This window comes from Siccibacter turicensis LMG 23730, from assembly GCF_000463155.2.
In the GTDB taxonomy this organism is placed as follows: Bacteria; Pseudomonadota; Gammaproteobacteria; order Enterobacterales; family Enterobacteriaceae; genus Siccibacter; species Siccibacter turicensis.
The window spans coordinates 1,006,999-1,023,533 of sequence record NZ_AWFZ01000028.1 but is presented as its reverse complement, the minus strand read 5'-3'; the positions used below and the strand labels follow the sequence as shown (position 1 = coordinate 1,023,533).

Here is a 16,535-nt window from a genome sequence, read left to right as displayed (position 1 = left end):
ATTGGGCGCGATGCGCTAGGCCAGCCAGGCGCGGATTTTTTCTTCCATGCCGGCGGCGTTCAGGCCGATGGCCGCGCGTGCTTCATCCTGGGTGCCCTGCGGAATAAAGAAGTCCGGCAGGCCAATGTTCAGCACCGGCACCGGGCGACGATGCGCCATCAGCACCTCGTTGACGCCGCTGCCCGCCCCGCCCTGAATGGCGTTCTCTTCCACGGTAACCAGCGCGTCGTGACGTGCGGCCATCTCCAGAATCAATGCTTCATCCAGCGGCTTCACAAAACGCATATCCACCAGCGTCGCATTCAGCGCCTCGGCAACCTGATCGGCCTCCGCCAGCAGCGTCCCGAAGTTGAGCAGGGCAATCTTCTCGCCTTCGCGCTTCACCACGCCTTTACCCAGCGGTAGCTTCTGCAACGGCGACAGCGGAACGCCCAGCGCGTTACCGCGCGGATAGCGCACCGCGCTCGGGCCGTCGGTGTAGTGATAGCCGGTGTAAAGCATCAGACGGCACTCGTCTTCGTTGCTCGGGGTCATCACCACCATGTTGGGGATGCAGCGCAGGAAGGAGAGATCGAACGCGCCCTGATGGGTTTGCCCGTCGGCACCCACGATGCCGGCACGGTCAATGGCGAACAGCACCGGCAGCTTCTGGATAGCCACATCGTGGATCACCTGATCGTAGGCGCGCTGCAGGAAGGTGGAGTAGATTGCCACCACCGGCTTGTAGCCGCCGATAGCCAGCCCCGCCGCGAAGGTCACCGCGTGCTGTTCGGCAATCGCCACGTCGAAATACTGCCCCGGGTAGGTGCGGGAGAACTCCACCATGCCGGAGCCTTCGCGCATTGCTGGGGTGATCGCCATCAGCTTGTCGTCCACGGCCGCGGTTTCGCACAGCCAGTCGCCGAAGATTTTCGAATAGCTCGGCTGGCCGCCGCTGCTTTTCGGCAGCTCGCCGACCAGTGGATCGAATTTCGGCACCGCATGGAAGGTGATGGGATCTTTTTCCGCCGGGGCGTAACCGCGGCCCTTTTTGGTCATGATGTGCAGGAACTGCGGGCCTTTCAGGCCGCGCATGTTCTTCAGGGTGTGCACCAGGCCCAGCACGTCGTGCCCGTCAACCGGGCCGATGTAGTTAAAGCCCAGCTCTTCGAACAGCGTGCCCGGCACCACCATGCCTTTAATATGCTCTTCGGTACGCTTGAGCAGCTCTTTAATCGGCGGCACACCGGAGAAGACCTTTTTGCCGCCTTCCCGCAGGGTGGAGTACAGCTTGCCGGAGAGCAGCTGGGCCAGATGGTTATTCAGCGCGCCGACGTTCTCAGAGATCGACATTTCATTGTCGTTGAGCACCACCAGCATATCGGGTTTGATATCCCCGGCGTGGTTCATGGCTTCGAACGCCATCCCCGCGGTGATGGCCCCATCGCCAATCACGCACACGGTGCGCCGGTCTTTCCCTTCCTTCTCCGCTGCCACCGCAATGCCGATACCGGCGCTGATGGAGGTAGATGAGTGGCCGACGCTCAGCACGTCGAACTCGCTCTCTTCCCGCCACGGGAACGGATGCAGGCCGCCTTGCTGACGGATGGTGCCGATGCGATCCCGGCGTCCGGTCAGAATTTTGTGCGGGTAGGCCTGGTGACCCACGTCCCAGATCAGCTGGTCAAAGGGGGTGTTATAGACGTAGTGCAGCGCCACGGTCAGCTCTACCGTGCCCAGCCCGGAGGCAAAGTGCCCGCTGGAACGGCTTACGCTGTCCAGCAGATAACGACGCAGTTCGTCACACAGCCGGGGTAAGCTCTCTTTCGGCAGCACGCGCAGATCCTGTGCGGAATCAACCAGCGCCAGGGTCGGGTATTTGGTTATATCAAAACTCATCAAGAGACTCATCGTGGTGTTGCACCCGCGGGACAGGGTTGCGGAGGGGCAACCCGGCATCGCGAATACAAACGTTTATTTATCTCGCTGGATAATGTAATTCGCCAGTGCTTCCAGAACCGTAATATCTAACGACTGTGCAGCCAGCGCTTCTAGCGCCCTCAGGGCGTCTTCGTAGAGATCGCGAGCTTTTATCTGAGCTTGCTCAAGGCCCAGCAACGCCGGGTAGGTGCTTTTGCCAAGCTCCTGGTCAGCACCCTGGCGTTTTCCGAGGGTGGCAGTATCGCCCACCACATCCAGAATGTCATCCTGAACCTGGAACGCCAGACCGATGCTTTCTGCATAGCGATCCAGCGCCGGCAAGGCTTCCCGGCCGCGGATCCCGGCGCTTAACGCCCCAAGACGCACCGCGGCGCGGATCAGCGCGCCGGTTTTGTGACGGTGGATCCGCTCCAGTTCATCCAGCGTGATCTGCTGCCCTTCGGCGCTGAGATCCAGCGCCTGGCCACCGCACATACCCGCTACGCCGCTGGCCTTCGCCAGCTCGGAAACCATCGCCAGCCGGTCGTGCATCGCGACGCCTTCCATTGGCGCATCACTGAGTATAGAGAACGCCAGCGTTTGCAGCGCGTCGCCGGCAAGAATTGCGCTCGCTTCGCCAAATTTAATGTGGCAGGTCGGCTGGCCGCGACGCAAGTCGTCATCGTCCATCGCCGGTAAATCGTCGTGGATCAGCGAGTAGGCGTGAATGCATTCGATGGCCGCAGCGGGTGCGTCGAGCGCCTCCTGCTTGATGCCGAACATCTCACCGGTGGCGTACACCAGGAAGGGGCGCAGGCGTTTGCCGCCCAATAGTGCGCCATAGCGCATCGCCTCAACCAGCGGAGTGTTCTGAAACGGCAGCGGAGCGATAAACGCGTGCAGGGCATCGTTGGCGCGCTGGGTGCGCGCCTGTAAAAGCTGAGCGAAATCCATTTATTCGGCGTCCGGGGTGAAAGGCGTAAGCGGCGCCTCATCGTTTTCAGAGAGCAGGATCTGTACCCGCTGTTCAGCCTGTTGCAGTTTCACCTGTCCCTGACGAGCCAGCTGTACGCCGCGTTCAAATTCATTCAGCGCATCGTCGAGCGGTAAATCGCCGCTTTCGAGGCGGGTAACAATCTGCTCAAGCTCCTGAAGCGCGGATTCGAAACTGGTGGGAAGGGCATTTTTTTTCGGCATAGTTAGCGTCTGGCTCTGTGGTTAATTTCATCATCACATCATCATGGTAGCGAAGTCAGGATGATTAGCAAATGACAGCAACAGCGGGCAGGCATTACGCAGCAACCGGGCGCGCAGATGGCGCTTCACGTCGCGAAAAGGGCGGGATTGTCTCTCTTCTCTGCCACTTTACGGTAATTGGGTATATACTGGCGCGCTTATGACGCAGGGCTCGCGTGCCTTGCAGTACTTCTTTTACACGCCTTCGGGCCTGCCAACGAACCATTGCCGCCATGAAGTTTATCATTAAATTGTTCCCGGAAATCACAATCAAGAGCCAATCTGTGCGATTGCGCTTCATTAAAATCCTGACCGGGAATATTCGTAACGTTCTGAAGTCATACGAAGAAAGTATCGCCGTGGTGCGCCACTGGGACCATATTACCGTGCGCGCGAAAAACGAGGCCGACGGCCCGGCGATCCGCGATGCGCTGACCCGCATTCCCGGTATTCATCATATTCTCGACGTGGATGATGTGCCTTACACCTCGCTGCACGACATCTACGAAAAAACCTATGCGATGTACCACGAACAGCTGGAGGGTAAAACCTTCTGTGTGCGCGTGAAACGCCGCGGTAAGCATGAGTTTAGCTCCATTGAGGCGGAACGCTACATCGGCGGCGGGCTGAATCAGCATATTGACTCGGCGCGCGTGAAGCTCAAGAACCCGGACGTGACCGTGCACCTTGAGATCGAAGACGATCGCCTGCTGCTGATCAAAAGCCGCAGCGAAGGCATCGGCGGTTTCCCGATCGGCACCCAGGAAGACGTGCTGTCGCTGATCTCCGGCGGCTTCGACTCTGGTGTATCAAGCTATATGCTGATGCGTCGCGGCTGCCGCGTGCACTACTGCTTCTTTAATCTTGGCGGCGCGGCGCATGAAATCGGCGTTCGTCAGGTGGCGTACTACCTGTGGAACCGCTTCGGCAGCTCCCACCGCGTGCGCTTCGTCGCCATCAACTTCGAGCCAGTGGTGGGCGAAATCCTCGAAAAAGTGGACGACGGCCAGATGGGCGTGGTGCTGAAACGCATGATGGTGCGTGCCGCGTCGAAAGTCGCCGAGCGCTACGGCGTGCAGGCGCTGGTGACCGGCGAGGCGCTCGGCCAGGTTTCCAGCCAGACGCTGACCAACCTGCGCCTGATCGATAACGTCTCCGACACCTTGATTCTGCGCCCGCTTATCTCCCACGATAAAGAGCACATCATCGATCTGGCGCGTGAGATTGGCACCGAAGACTTCGCCCGCACCATGCCGGAGTACTGCGGGGTGATTTCCAAAAGCCCGACGGTGAAGGCGGTGAAAGCGAAGATCGAAGCGGAAGAGCAGAACTTTGATTTCGCCATTCTTGACGAGGCCGTGCAGAACGCGGTGAACGTGGATATTCGCGAAATCGCCCAGCAGACCGAACAGGAAGTTGTGGAAGTGGAAACCGTGAACGGTTTCGGGCCGAACGATGCCATCCTGGACATCCGCTCCATCGACGAGCAGGACGACAAGCCGCTGGTGGTTGAGGGTGTGGAGGTGGTTTCTCTGCCGTTCTACAAGCTCAGCACCAAATTTGGCGATCTGGACCAGAGCAAAACCTGGCTGCTGTGGTGTGAACGCGGCGTGATGAGCCGCTTGCAGGCGCTTTACCTGCACGAGCAGGGCTTCAAAAACGTCAAGGTCTACCGCCCGTAGCCTTCTCTGTCGCCCTCCCGCACCGGGAGGGCGATGCAATCAGTAATCCCGGTAGCTGTAAATGCCGGCGGCCATCAACAGCTGCGATCCCACCTCATGCGCTTTTTCGCGCCCAACCAGCAGATCGATAATCTTTAGCGCAAAGTCTATCGCCGTGCCCGGCCCCTGGCTGGTCAGCAAATTGACGCGCGCATCCCAGACCACACGCTTATCCTGCCAGTGCGTGTCCGGGATGGTCTCTTTCAGTCCGGGGAAGCCGGTCATGTTGGCGATGGGGAAGAGGTCGTGCGGTACCAGCACCGTGCCCGCCGCCGCGCAGATAGCCGCGACGATACGCCCTGAGAGATGAAACTGGCGCACGGTTTCCACCAGCAGCGGGCTGTCGCGAAAGCACTCTGCGCCTTTCAGGCCACCGGGCAGCACGATAACGTCGAAATCGCCGTCTGCCACCTCCACCAGCGGCGCATCGGCAATCAGCTTCACGCCGCGCGAGCAGGTGATAATGCATTCGCCGTCGCTGGCGACGCTGGCGGTGGTCACGGCGATGCCCGCCCGTACCAGCAGGTCGATGGTGGTGACCGCTTCGGTCTCTTCACTCCCAGGAGCCAGGCAAACCAGGGCCGAGGCGCTCATACTCATTCTCCTTATGCTTAATCTGTTCATAGAGCCGGCTGTTCTCCGGCATCGGGATGCCGTGGGCGCGGGCGCGCCGCAGCAGATACCCGGTGATGTAGTCAATTTCCGTGTGCCGCAGGGCGCGTACGTCCTGAAGCATGGATGAAATATTCTCCGCGGTGCTGTCGATAATCTGCCATACCCCGTCCAGCAGATCGGCCGGGGTAGTGTGGTGATCTTCCCGCGCCATCACCCGAGCGACCTCGTCGCACAGGCGCGCCACCTCTTCAGGATAGTCGCGCAGGGCACCGTTAGGGCAGTTATAGAGCGCCGTCAGCGGGTTGATCACGCAGTTGGCCGCCAGCTTCTTCCAGGCGGCGGCGCGAATATCATCATGCCAGGCCACGTCCGGCAGGGCACACTGCAGGGTGTCGGCCAGCGCATTGTAATCCCGCGCGGACTCGGTTACCGGGCCGATGTGCGTGACGCCGGCAGCAACGTGGATCACCCGGTTGCCTTCGCGCCGCGCCGCATGGGTGGTGACCCCGAGCAGCAGCGGCTGCGCCAGGCCGCGCAGTTCATCAACCGTGCCCATACCGTTGTGCATCAGCAGAATCGGGCTGTGGGCGGGAAGATGTCTGGCGAGACCTTTCACCGCCTCCGAAACCTGCCAGGCTTTGAGGGTCACCAGCAGCAGATCGCTCTGTCTCAGGTGCCCAGGGTCGTTGGCGGGCAGGGTGACATCGGTTATCTCGCCGTCGGTTTCCTGTACCTGCAAGCGGCAGCTCGACTGCGGGACACGCAGCCAGCCCTGCACCTCATGGCCCTGGCGCAGCAGCGCGGTGAGCCAGATCTGTCCCAGCGCGCCGCAGCCCAGCACGGTAATTTTCATCTTTGCTCCTCACCAGGCAGCGCATCCGGTGTTAATTATCGCCTTTCCCGTCGCGCAGCGTGGCGAATACCGGGAACGAGTTGTTTTATGCAATCTTGCGGGTATTATGCAACGCACCACCAGAGAGGGAGAAATAAACATGCCATCTTTTGATATCGTATCTGAAGTCGACCTTCAGGAAGTGAGCAACGCCGTGGACAACGCGACGCGCGAACTCGATACCCGTTTCGATTTTCGCGGTGTGACCGCGTCTTTTGAACTGAATGATAAGAACAAAACCATCAAAGTGCTGAGCGAGTCCGATTTCCAGGTCAACCAGCTGCTGGATATCCTGCGCGCCAAGCTGCTCAAGCGCGGCATTGAAGGGGCGTCGCTGGACGTGCCGGAAGAGTTTGAGCACAGCGGTAAAAACTGGAGCGTTGAGGCGAAGCTGAAACAGGGGATTGAAGCCTCGGTGGCGAAGAAAATCGTCAAGCTCATCAAAGACAGCAAGCTGAAAGTGCAGACCCAGATTCAGGGTGAAGAGATCCGCGTTACCGGAAAATCACGTGACGATTTACAGTCGGTGATGGCGCTGGTGCGCGGCGGCAACCTGGGACAGCCGTTCCAGTTTAAAAACTTCCGCGATTAACAACAAACAGGGCCGCTTCCGGCCCTGTTTTTTTATGCTCTGAGCGCCTGCTCAACGTTGTACCGGTTCGTGATTTTGGTGTCGATCTTCACGTAGACGCTGCGTTCTTCCGGTGCCATCAGTACCTCCTGCACGCCCTCCTGCTGCATAAGCTGCGCGGTGACGCGTTCATCGGCCGGAACGTCATCCGGAAGCGCCACGCGCAGGCTGCTGACGTAAGGCGGTTCCTGCATGGTCAGGCTCACCAGCAGCCAGACCGTTGCCAGCAGGGCGCCTACCAGGAACACCGTCTGCGGGTCGAAGAAGCCGTCAATCCAGCCCGATACCGAACCGCCCACCGCCACGCCAAGAAACTGACTGGTGGAGTAGATCCCCATCGCGGTGCCTTTATAACCGGCCGGTGACTCCTTGCTGATAAGCGACGGCAGCATGGCTTCCATCAGGTTAAAGGCAATAAAGAACAGCTGAACGCCGATCACCAGTTCCCAGAAGTGCGGACCGGCGCCCCAGAGGACGATCTCGGCCACGAGCAGCAGCGCGACGCAGAACACGAACACTCGCTTCATGCGACGTTTTGCTTCGGCATAGATGATGAACGGCACCACCGAAACGAACGAAATCAGCATGGTGAAGAGGTAAATTTTCCAGTGCTGCTGGGTCGGGAAACCGGCCTGGGCAAGCTGACCGGGCAGGGCGACGAAGGTCGACATCAGCAGTATGTGCAGACAGAAGATCCCGAAGTTCAGCTTCAGCAGTTTCGGGTTCGCCATCACCTTGCTAAAGCAGCCTTTCACCATGCCGGATTCACGGTTCAGAACGTGGGTTTTGCTGTCCGGCACCACCCACAGCGTGAGCAGAATACCGGCCCCGGCCAGCACCGCCATCATCCAGAACAGGGCGTGCAGACCCAGTGCGTGAGTAATGATGGGCCCGAGTACCATAGCGATGGCAAAGGTGATGCCGAAGCTGACGCCGATAAAGGCCATTGCCTTGGTGCGGTTCTGTTCACGGGTAAGATCGGAAAGCAGCGCCATAACCGCGGCGGAGATAGCGCCGGAGCCCTGCAGCGCGCGGCCAAGCACGATGCCCCAGATAGAGTCGCTGACGGCGGCGATTACGCTGCCTAAGACAAATATCGCCAGTCCGCCGACGATAAGCGGCTTGCGGCCGATGCGGTCAGAGACCAGCCCGAAGGGGATCTGAAACAGCGCCTGCGCCAGACCATAAATACCGATAGCAAAGCCAATCAGGGCTTCGCTGGCGCCCTGTAACGCCATACCGTAGGTGGTGAGAACGGGCAGCACCATAAACATGCCGAGCATGCGCAGGGAAAATACGGTCCCTAAACCCCATGTAGCGCGCAGTTCCACTGGCGTCATTTTATTGTCGTTCATTGCCACCTCAGAAAAAAAGCCGGACATAGTGTAGTGCGGGGGAAGGGGAGGGTAAATCGTTGCCTGGTGTTAAATTGTTACCGGTGTGCGTTAAGCGCACAAATTAAAAAAGGGTGCCGCAGCACCCTTTTTACGTCGTCTGAATTACCAGACGTAGGTCAGCAGACTCTGCGAGTCCGGCACCATAAAGTCCACCGACATCATGACGCTCAGCGAGGTAATGGCGACAATGGAGAACACGAACAGCTTACGCGCCCACACTTTGTCGTTTTCGGTTTTGTAGCCACGCAGGGCCATACCGAGCCACCACACGCTGACCGCAGCAGCGACGATCAGATACTTATACCCGGCGTAACCGCCAAGCGTCAGCATCAGGGTCGCGACTGCGAACGCAACGATGTAGAGCGTAATGTGGTTCTTGGCAACCGAGATCCCCTTCACCACCGGCAGAACCGGGATGTTGGCGGCCTGATAATCCTTAAAGCGGAAAATCGCGATCGCGTAGGAGTGCGGCATCTGCCAGAGGCTGAAGATCGCCAGCAGAATCAGTGCACCGCTATCAAACACGTTGGTTACCGCACAGTAGCCAATCACCGGCGGCGCTGCGCCGGAGAGGCTACCGATAAGCGTGCCGTAAACGGACTTGCGCTTCATGTAGAGGCTGTACACCCCGACATAAACCACAAAGCCCATCACCCCCAGCCAGCAGGCCAGCGGATTGGCACCGAACCACAGCAGCATAAAGCCAGCAATACCCAACAAGGTTGCATACACCAGCGATACTTTCGCAGAGATCAGTCCTTTTACCAGGACGCGATTCCTTGTCCTCTCCATCTTGCAGTCAATATCGCGGTCGATGTAGTTGTTAAATACACAACCGGACGCGACTACAAGCGACACGCCAACCAGCGTGTAGAGGAAGAGGGGATAGTCAATGCTGCCTTTAGAGGCCAGCAAAAATCCCCCGATGACAGAAATTAAATTCCCGAAAATAATTCCTGGTTTTGTCACTTGCAGGTATTGCTTAAACATTTTCGCCGCTCTTAGTGAATCATCATGTTGTAGTTCAGGTTCCACATAATCCAGATGGAGCCTACTACCACAATGGCGATAATCAGCGCCGTAAAGACCAGGGCTACCAGATTCCAGCGCTCCTCAGAAGAGGTGTTCATGTGCAGGAAGCAAACCAGGTGAACCAGGATCTGTACCACCGCGGTGACCACAACCACACCCACGATAGTGGCGTGTGATGCGGAGCCATCCATCACCATCCAGAACGGGATCGCCGTCAGGATGATAGAAAGGATAAAACCGGTCAGGTAGGTTTTGACACTGCCGTGATGAGCGCCGTTATGATCGGTTGCATGACTCATTACATCGCCCCCATCAGATAGACTACAGAGAATACGCAGATCCATACCACGTCGAGGAAGTGCCAGAACAGGCTCAGGCACATCAGACGGGCACGGTTATTGCTGGTCAGGCCGCGATGGTAAACATGGAACATCATGAATGCCATCCAGATAAGGCCTGAGGTCACGTGCAGACCGTGGGTACCGACCAGCGCAAAGAACGCTGACAGGAAGCCGCTACGATCCGGGCCGTAACCCTCAACGATCAGGTGATGGAACTCATAGATTTCCATCGCCACGAAGCCCGCACCAAACAGGAACGTCAGGGCAAGCCAGGACATAACCTGGCTCTTGTTGTTCTTGTTCATGGCAATGATTGCCATGCCGTAGGTGATGGAGCTGAACAGCAGCAGGGCAGTCTCAACCGCAACGAACGGCAGTTCGAAGATATCTTTGCCGGTCGGGCCACCTGCAGTGCCGTTCACCAGAACGGCATAGGTTGCGAACAGACATGCAAACAGAATGCAGTCGCTCATCAGGTAGATCCAGAAGCCAAATACCTTATTGGCGCCTGCATCGTGGTGCCCATGATCGTGGTCATGCGCATGGGCAGTTGAGTGAGTCAGAGTATCAGTTGACATTTTTCAGCCCTGCTTTGGAGATTTCATCGAAGTGCTGGTTTTCCAGTTTTTCGACGGTAGCAACCGGTACGTAGTAATCCACGTCCTCATCGAAGCTCTTGGCAACCCAGGTGATGATAATGCCCAGGAAGCTTGCAATCGCCAGCCACCAGATGTGCCAGATCATGGCAAAACCGAAGACCGTTGCGAATGCACCGATGTAGATACCCGCGGCGCTGTTTTTCGGCATATGAATTTCTTCATAGTGCGTCGGCTGCTTGTATGCTTCACCTTTCTCTTTCATTTCCCAGAAAGCATCACGCTCGTGAATTTCCGGAACCACGGCGAAGTTGTAGAACGCCGGCGGAGAAGAGGTTGCCCACTCCAGCGTACGACCACCCCATGGGTCACCGGTCAGATCGCGGTTCTGGTCACGGTCACGGACACTCACGTAGATCTGGATAACGATGCTCAGGATACCGCAGGCAATCAGTACCGCACCGATTTCAGCCACAATCATCAGCGTGTGGAACTGCGGATCGATGTTCTGGCTGATACGACGGGTCATACCCATAAAGCCCATGGCGTACAGCGGCATAAAGGTTACGAAGAAGCCGATGATCCAGAACCAGAAGGCGCGTTTACCCCATTTTTCGTTCATGGTGTAACCAAACGCTTTCGGCCACCAGTAGGTCATACCGGCGAAGCAACCGAATACCACACCACCAATAATAACGTTATGGAAGTGAGCAATCAGGAACAGACTGTTGTGCAGCACGAAGTCAGCGCCCGGCACCGCCAGCAGTACCCCGGTCATACCACCGATGGAGAAGGTGATGATGAAGCCGATGGTCCACAGCATGGAGGAGTGGAACTGAATGCGGCCCTGGTACATGGTGAACAGCCAGTTGAAGATCTTCACCCCGGTCGGGATGGCGATAATCATGGTGGCAACACCGAAGAAGGCGTTTACGTTGGCACCGCTACCCATGGTGAAGAAGTGGTGCAGCCATACCACGAACGACAGAACCGTAATCGCGATGGTTGCCCATACCAGGGAGGTGTAGCCAAACAGACGTTTCTTCGAGAAGGTCGCGGTAACTTCAGAGAAGACACCGAACACCGGCAGAACCAGGATGTACACTTCCGGATGGCCCCAGGCCCAGATCAGGTTGATGTACATCATCATGTTGCCGCCCATATCATTGGTAAAGAAATGGGTGCCCAGATAGCGGTCCAGGGTCAGCAACGCGACGGTAACCGTCAGGATCGGGAAGGAGACAATAATCAGTACGTTGGTGCAGAGTGACGCCCAGGTAAAGACCGGCATTTTGAACATGGTCATGCCAGGGGCACGCATGCGCAGAATGGTCACGAAGAAGTTAATCCCCGTCAGCGTCGTACCGATACCGGAAAGCTGAATACTCCAGATCCAGTAATCAACCCCAACGCCTGGACTGTACTCAAGGCCGGAGAGTGGCGGATACGCAACCCAACCGGTCTGTGCGAACTCGCCCACACCCAGTGAGATGTTGACCAGCAGCACACCAACCACGGTGAACCAGAAGCTCAGGTTGTTCAGGAACGGGAACGCCACGTCGCGCGCACCAATCTGAAGCGGAACCACGAGGTTCATCAGACCGATAACAAACGGCATCGCCACGAAGAAGATCATGATTACGCCGTGGGCGGTAAAGATCTGGTCGTAGTGATGAGGCGGCAAGAACCCGGCTTCGCCCGCCGAGGCAAGCAGCTGCTGGGTACGCATCATGATGGCATCCGCGAAACCACGGACCAGCATCACAATAGCGACGAGGATATACATAATCCCCAGGCGTTTATGGTCAACCGAGGTCAACCACTCGTTCCATAGATAAGACCACTTACCGAAGTAAGTGATTGCTGCGACTAACGCCAGGCCTCCGACGAGAATCGCTGCAATCGTAACCATGATAATCGGCTCATGGTACGGGACTGCATCCAGTGTAAGTTTTCCGAACATCGTATTATTCCTCGGCCCCTTAGTGAGAGGTTTCCGCGTGATTCATGTCCATGCCTTCCATCCCTTCATGAGAAGCATGCTTCCCTTCAGGCTGAGTCACGTCCATGCTTTTCCCGTGTCCCATGAATTTGTTAATAACGTCTTTAAACAAATCGGGTTTAACACTGGAGAAGTATTCGACCTTGTTGTACTCGCTCGGTGCAGCCAGCTTCTCGTAAGTCGCCATATCGTTCATCACGTTTGGCGATTGCTTCGCTTTGGCTACCCATGCGTCGAAGGCTGCGTTATCCGGCGTAGCAATTGCTTTGAACTTCATGCCGGAGAAACCTGCGCCGCTATAGTTCGCGGAGATACCATCGTAGGTGCCTGCTTCGTTCGCAATCAGGTGCAGTTTGGTCTGCATCCCTGCCATTGCGTACAGCTGGCTGCCCAGTCGCGGAATAAAGAAGGAGTTCATCACCGAGTTAGAGGTGATTTTGAATTCCACTGGGGTGTTTACCGGGAAGGCGATTTCATTAACCGTAGCGATACCCTGCTCTGGATAAATGAAGAACCATTTCCAGTCCATAGCGATAACTTCGATGGTCACCGGCTTCGTTTCGTGGTCAAGCGGACGGCTTGGCTCGAGCGAGTGCGTGGTTTTCCATGTCAGTACTGCCAGGAAGATGATGATAAGGATCGGAATCGTCCAGACGACAGCTTCAACCTTATTGGAGTGTGACCAGTTAGGGCTGTACTTGGCGTCTTTGTTCGATGCCCGGTACTTCCAGGCAAAACCGATAGCCATAAGAATGGCAGGAATCACGACAATCAACATCAGCCCAAGTGCTGTCAGTATCAATGAACGTTGTTCCAGACCGATCTGTCCTTTGGGGTCAAGAAGTGCAGAATCACAGCCACTGAGTAAAACAGTGCCTGCGAGTAATGACATCCATCCCAAACTTTTATTGTATTTCCTGAGTCTCATTTAACGACCTCAATTCCACGGGGATCTGGTGGCGTTTAAAGTGTGCGGGCATTTTACGGGAAGGTTACATTACTGTAAACATGATTGGCACTGTGTCAGGAAGGTGTTGCCGGGTTCTGCCAGAGTTGTCACAGCGATTACCGCTTGTAACCAAAGGTAAGCTGCAGGCCGCGTGGAATGGGCGTTATAACGGAAATGCTCTTATCTACGAGGTGGTAAGACTATTTGCTATAAATAAGAAGAATAACGCACAAATAATTAACAACTCGGCAGCAAATAAAAACAATAAATAAACGTTATAATAAACCAGTGTGAGCTGAATCGTGTAAAGAAAAAATAACCTGTGCGATATATCGTTAAGAGTTTTCTTTTATTAAGCGCACAAATCAACAACTACAATTTATTTTAAACGCTCACTATTTAGTCAATGTAATTGCGATGTGTAATTATAACGTTTAATAAAGGTTAATGGCTGCTTACTGGTCCGTATCACGGCGCAGCGCTAGCGCATCAAGCACGCCACCAGCAACAAACGCCAGCAGCGCCAGAACGGCACCGGCCTCCAGCAGCGCCGACGCAAGTACGTCGTTCTCTATCCCCAGCGCGTTCACGGCAAGGAGTATCAGCCATCCGCCCACGCAGGCTGCGGCCACAGCCAGCAGAGTAACTGCCGCCTGATACGCGCGCGCAAAATGGCGACGCGGCAGGAAGGCGCCGGTGCGCTGGGTGTACTCCAGCGTCTGACGGCACACGACCAGCAGCACCAGGCCGGGAAGGGCGGCTACCACCGAGAAGAGGTAGAACAGCGGCCAGCCGTGCGCCTCCACGAACCAGCCGGCGACCGGACCGACATAGACGCGGCCCACCGCCGCCAGGGCGGAGAGCAGCGCAAACTGGGTAGCGGAGAACGAGACGTTACACAGCGTCATCAGCAGGGCGACAAACGCCGCGGTGCCCATTCCGCCGCACAGGTTCTCAAAGAAGACCGCTGCGGCCATGGTGTAAATGCTTTTGGCGCTGATCGCCAGCAGCCAGTAGCCGGCGTTAGAAACCGCCTGCAGCAGGCCGAACAGCAACAGGGCGCGAAACAGCGAAAGACGCTGCATCAGCGCCCCGCCGAGCAGCGCCCCGAGAATGGTGGCGAACAGCCCCAGTGACTTGTTGACCATCCCGACGTCAGACGGATCAAAACCGACGCCGCGGATCAAAAAGGTGGTGGTGAGCGACATGGCAAACGCATCGCCCAGCTTGTAAAGCACAATCAGCATCAGAATCAGCCAGGCGTTGTTGCGCCCGAAGAAATCCCGCAGCGGGGCCATGACGGCCTGCTCCAGCGTGCGCGGCACCGGTGCATCGATTGCCGGCTCCGGGGCCATCAGCGTGGCGATGATGCAGGGGATCATCAGCGCCGCCATCAGCCAGTACATCCCTTGCCAGCCGAGGTATTTATCCGCCAGCCACAGTGCCAGCCCGCCGGACACCAGCATCGCCAGGCGATAGCCAAGCACGCTGATCGCCGCGCCCGCACCGCGCTCTTCGGCGGGCAGCACGTCGGTTTTCCAGGCGTCGAACACGATATCCTGCGAGGCGGAGCAGAAGGCAATAATGACCGCCAGCGCCGCCATCCAGCGTAAATGGGTTGAGGGTTCGAGAAAGCCCATGCCCGCAATCGCCACCAGCAGCAGAAGCTGGGTAATCAGCAGCCAGCCGCGGCGCCTGCCGAGAAACAGCGGGACGTAGCGGTCCATCATCGGTGACCAGAGGAATTTGAACACGTACGCCTGACCCACCAGCGAGAAGAACCCGATGGTTTTGAGGTCGACGTTTTCCACGGTCATCCACGCCTGGAGCGTGCCAGACGTCAGCGCCAGCGGCAGACCGGAGGCAAAGCCCAGGATGAGCAGAATGACGGATGTCGGATGCTGGAAAAAGCGTAATGAGAGACTGGGCATAATCAGATGGTCATCACAGGCCCGACGCTGCCGGGCCTGTACAGAGAGGATTAACGCGCGTTCTGCTTAATGAACTCGTGAACCGCGGTATCCTGCGCCATATCGGCAATGGTGTCGGTCAGCACGCTGTTAACGGCATCGGCGATATTCTTGTTAGAGGCCTGAAGCGCACCTTCCACGCTGTAGCTGGCGCGGTAGTTTTTGTTCAGCTTGTTACCGTTAGCCGCGGTCGCAATGATCGCGATGTCCGCTTTGGTGGCGATGTTGTAACGCACGTTGCCCTGGGAGACGTCAGCATAAAGCTGGTTAACGATGATCTGCAGGTTAACCGCGCCGTTCGGCCCAATCATGTAGCCGCGGGAGGTCATCTGCTTCTCAAGCACTTCCTGCAGCAGGAAACGCAGGTCGCGGGAGGCAGTCAGGGTAACCAGCTGATTATTGCGGGTCACTTTCGCCAGCGCCTGATCCTGACGCTGATCGGCACCGTTAATGCTAACGGTCACGCCCATCAGGCTGGGATCCTGCTGGGGCAGGGAGATTTTAGGTGAAACATCAATGGTGGTCGGCGGTGTGGTGCAACCGGCCAGCATGAACAGCGCAACCAACGGGAAAAGGATTTTTTTTAACATGTTCGTATTCTCGAAATTACGTGTGCTATCAAAAAGAAAATTCTCGCCATCATAAACATCGCATGCGACCAGGGGAAGTGGTAAACGAAGCGAAATGCAGCGGCATGACGTTTTTTGCTTATTCGTCAGAATAAATGACTGCTCATTGGGCCAGGCTGCCATTACGCTCACAATCGCGTCGTTAAACCGCCATGCCCCGGTAATAATTGTTGTCGCGGACCAAAATAACCGGTAAAAGCGGCTACCATTTTACTAAGAAAGGGCGCCTTTCTGCGTTATCACAGGAGCAAACAGCCATGATGATTCGTGAACGTATCGAAGACAAACTCCGGGCGGCGTTAGCGCCCGTTCATCTCGAAGTCGTGGATGAGAGCTATCGACATAACGTACCAGCAGGATCCGAAAGCCACTTCAAAGTGGTGCTGGTAAGCGATCGCTTTGTCGGTGAGCGTTTTTTAACGCGTCATCGTCTGATTTATAGCGCGCTGGCCGAAGAGCTTGCCTCTACCGTGCATGCACTGGCGCTGCATACCTATACCATTAAAGAGTGGGAAGGGTTGCAAAACACCGTGTTTCCTTCGCCGCCGTGCCGTGGCGCAGGCACCATCGCCTGACGCGTGGATTTGCAACGATGGGAACTTTTCCAGTATGTTGCGGTATAGAG

Annotated in this window: 16 protein-coding genes; 3 read left to right on the top strand and 13 right to left on the bottom strand. The window is 56.8% G+C overall.

The features are described from left to right. Window positions 1-15: 15 nt before the first annotated feature. The 3 genes from dxs to xseB all read right to left on the bottom strand — a co-directional run bounded on the left by dxs (window position 16) and on the right by xseB (window position 3,096). Window positions 16-1,878 (bottom strand): 1-deoxy-D-xylulose-5-phosphate synthase, encoded by a 1,863-nt coding sequence (dxs, locus tag DW58_RS09115; protein WP_024549846.1) that lies wholly within the window; start codon window positions 1,876-1,878, stop codon window positions 16-18. A gap of 75 nt (window positions 1,879-1,953) precedes the next feature. Further along, complete coding sequence (gene ispA / locus DW58_RS09110; protein WP_024549847.1) at window positions 1,954-2,853, bottom strand: (2E,6E)-farnesyl diphosphate synthase; 900 nt, start codon at window positions 2,851-2,853, stop codon at window positions 1,954-1,956. Then, complete coding sequence (gene xseB, locus DW58_RS09105) at window positions 2,854-3,096, bottom strand: exodeoxyribonuclease VII small subunit (protein WP_024549848.1); 243 nt, start codon at window positions 3,094-3,096, stop codon at window positions 2,854-2,856. 272 nt (window positions 3,097-3,368) lie between these two features. On the opposite strand from xseB, the gene thiI reads away from it, so the two are divergent. Beyond that, the gene (gene thiI, locus DW58_RS09100; RefSeq protein WP_024549849.1) at window positions 3,369-4,817 is read left to right on the top strand and encodes a tRNA uracil 4-sulfurtransferase ThiI; all 1,449 of its coding nucleotides are present in this window, start codon (window positions 3,369-3,371) and stop codon (window positions 4,815-4,817) included. Window positions 4,818-4,856: 39 nt separating this feature from the next. Here thiI and yajL read toward each other — a convergent pair whose 3' ends face one another. Further along, window positions 4,857-5,450: a protein deglycase YajL gene (gene yajL, locus DW58_RS09095; protein WP_024549850.1), complete on the bottom strand. Its 594-nt coding sequence runs from the start codon at window positions 5,448-5,450 to the stop codon at window positions 4,857-4,859. Beyond that, window positions 5,410-6,324: a 2-dehydropantoate 2-reductase gene (panE, locus tag DW58_RS09090; protein WP_024549851.1), complete on the bottom strand. Its 915-nt coding sequence runs from the start codon at window positions 6,322-6,324 to the stop codon at window positions 5,410-5,412. Before panE ends, yajL begins: the two co-directional genes overlap by 41 nt. A 139-nt stretch (window positions 6,325-6,463) precedes the next feature. Between panE and DW58_RS09085 the strand changes: the two genes are divergently transcribed. Continuing rightward, a complete protein-coding gene (locus tag DW58_RS09085; RefSeq protein WP_024549852.1) occupies window positions 6,464-6,955 on the top strand; it encodes a YajQ family cyclic di-GMP-binding protein in 492 nt (163 codons plus the stop codon). A 32-nt stretch (window positions 6,956-6,987) separates the two neighbouring features. On the opposite strand, the gene DW58_RS09080 is transcribed toward DW58_RS09085, so the two are convergent. From DW58_RS09080 to DW58_RS09045, 8 genes are all read right to left on the bottom strand, one after another. Beyond that, window positions 6,988-8,349 (bottom strand): MFS transporter, encoded by a 1,362-nt coding sequence (locus DW58_RS09080; protein WP_024549853.1) that lies wholly within the window; start codon window positions 8,347-8,349, stop codon window positions 6,988-6,990. A gap of 144 nt (window positions 8,350-8,493) precedes the next feature. Beyond that, window positions 8,494-9,381, bottom strand: coding sequence for a heme o synthase (gene cyoE, locus DW58_RS09075; protein ID WP_024549854.1), 888 nt, complete (start codon window positions 9,379-9,381; stop codon window positions 8,494-8,496). Window positions 9,382-9,392: 11 nt separating this feature from the next. Continuing rightward, a complete protein-coding gene (locus DW58_RS09070) occupies window positions 9,393-9,722 on the bottom strand; it encodes a cytochrome o ubiquinol oxidase subunit IV (RefSeq protein ID WP_024549855.1) in 330 nt (109 codons plus the stop codon). Beyond that, a complete protein-coding gene (locus DW58_RS09065; protein ID WP_024549856.1) occupies window positions 9,722-10,342 on the bottom strand; it encodes a cytochrome o ubiquinol oxidase subunit III in 621 nt (206 codons plus the stop codon). The genes DW58_RS09070 and DW58_RS09065 overlap by 1 nt, the downstream gene beginning before the upstream one ends. Continuing rightward, complete coding sequence (gene cyoB, locus DW58_RS09060) at window positions 10,332-12,323, bottom strand: cytochrome o ubiquinol oxidase subunit I (protein ID WP_024549857.1); 1,992 nt, start codon at window positions 12,321-12,323, stop codon at window positions 10,332-10,334. Before cyoB ends, DW58_RS09065 begins: the two co-directional genes overlap by 11 nt. A gap of 19 nt (window positions 12,324-12,342) precedes the next feature. After that, window positions 12,343-13,290, bottom strand: a complete 948-nt coding sequence (cyoA, locus tag DW58_RS09055; protein ID WP_024549858.1) for a cytochrome o ubiquinol oxidase subunit II — start codon at window positions 13,288-13,290, stop codon at window positions 12,343-12,345. A gap of 476 nt (window positions 13,291-13,766) precedes the next feature. Continuing rightward, complete coding sequence (gene ampG / locus DW58_RS09050) at window positions 13,767-15,242, bottom strand: muropeptide MFS transporter AmpG (protein ID WP_024549859.1); 1,476 nt, start codon at window positions 15,240-15,242, stop codon at window positions 13,767-13,769. A gap of 50 nt (window positions 15,243-15,292) precedes the next feature. Beyond that, on the bottom strand, window positions 15,293-15,871 hold the full coding sequence (locus tag DW58_RS09045; RefSeq protein WP_024549860.1) for a lipoprotein: 579 nt from the start codon (window positions 15,869-15,871) through the stop codon (window positions 15,293-15,295). 296 nt (window positions 15,872-16,167) lie between these two features. Here DW58_RS09045 and bolA point away from each other — a divergent pair, with 296 nt between their 5' ends. After that, window positions 16,168-16,485, top strand: a complete 318-nt coding sequence (bolA, locus tag DW58_RS09040; RefSeq protein WP_024549861.1) for a transcriptional regulator BolA — start codon at window positions 16,168-16,170, stop codon at window positions 16,483-16,485. The last annotated feature ends 50 nt before the right edge of the window (window positions 16,486-16,535 follow it).

Coding starts and splice junctions, on each gene's coding strand:
- dxs (WP_024549846.1), bottom strand. CDS start 1,878: ATGAGTTTTGATATAACCAAATACCCGACCCTGGCGCTGGTTGATTCC.
- ispA (WP_024549847.1), bottom strand. CDS start 2,853: ATGGATTTCGCTCAGCTTTTACAGGCGCGCACCCAGCGCGCCAACGAT.
- xseB (WP_024549848.1), bottom strand. CDS start 3,096: ATGCCGAAAAAAAATGCCCTTCCCACCAGTTTCGAATCCGCGCTTCAG.
- thiI (WP_024549849.1), top strand. CDS start 3,369: ATGAAGTTTATCATTAAATTGTTCCCGGAAATCACAATCAAGAGCCAA.
- yajL (WP_024549850.1), bottom strand. CDS start 5,450: ATGAGCGCCTCGGCCCTGGTTTGCCTGGCTCCTGGGAGTGAAGAGACC.
- panE (WP_024549851.1), bottom strand. CDS start 6,324: ATGAAAATTACCGTGCTGGGCTGCGGCGCGCTGGGACAGATCTGGCTC.
- DW58_RS09085 (WP_024549852.1), top strand. CDS start 6,464: ATGCCATCTTTTGATATCGTATCTGAAGTCGACCTTCAGGAAGTGAGC.
- DW58_RS09080 (WP_024549853.1), bottom strand. CDS start 8,349: ATGAACGACAATAAAATGACGCCAGTGGAACTGCGCGCTACATGGGGT.
- cyoE (WP_024549854.1), bottom strand. CDS start 9,381: ATGTTTAAGCAATACCTGCAAGTGACAAAACCAGGAATTATTTTCGGG.
- DW58_RS09070 (WP_024549855.1), bottom strand. CDS start 9,722: ATGAGTCATGCAACCGATCATAACGGCGCTCATCACGGCAGTGTCAAA.
- DW58_RS09065 (WP_024549856.1), bottom strand. CDS start 10,342: ATGTCAACTGATACTCTGACTCACTCAACTGCCCATGCGCATGACCAC.
- cyoB (WP_024549857.1), bottom strand. CDS start 12,323: ATGTTCGGAAAACTTACACTGGATGCAGTCCCGTACCATGAGCCGATT.
- cyoA (WP_024549858.1), bottom strand. CDS start 13,290: ATGAGACTCAGGAAATACAATAAAAGTTTGGGATGGATGTCATTACTC.
- ampG (WP_024549859.1), bottom strand. CDS start 15,242: ATGCCCAGTCTCTCATTACGCTTTTTCCAGCATCCGACATCCGTCATT.
- DW58_RS09045 (WP_024549860.1), bottom strand. CDS start 15,871: ATGTTAAAAAAAATCCTTTTCCCGTTGGTTGCGCTGTTCATGCTGGCC.
- bolA (WP_024549861.1), top strand. CDS start 16,168: ATGATGATTCGTGAACGTATCGAAGACAAACTCCGGGCGGCGTTAGCG.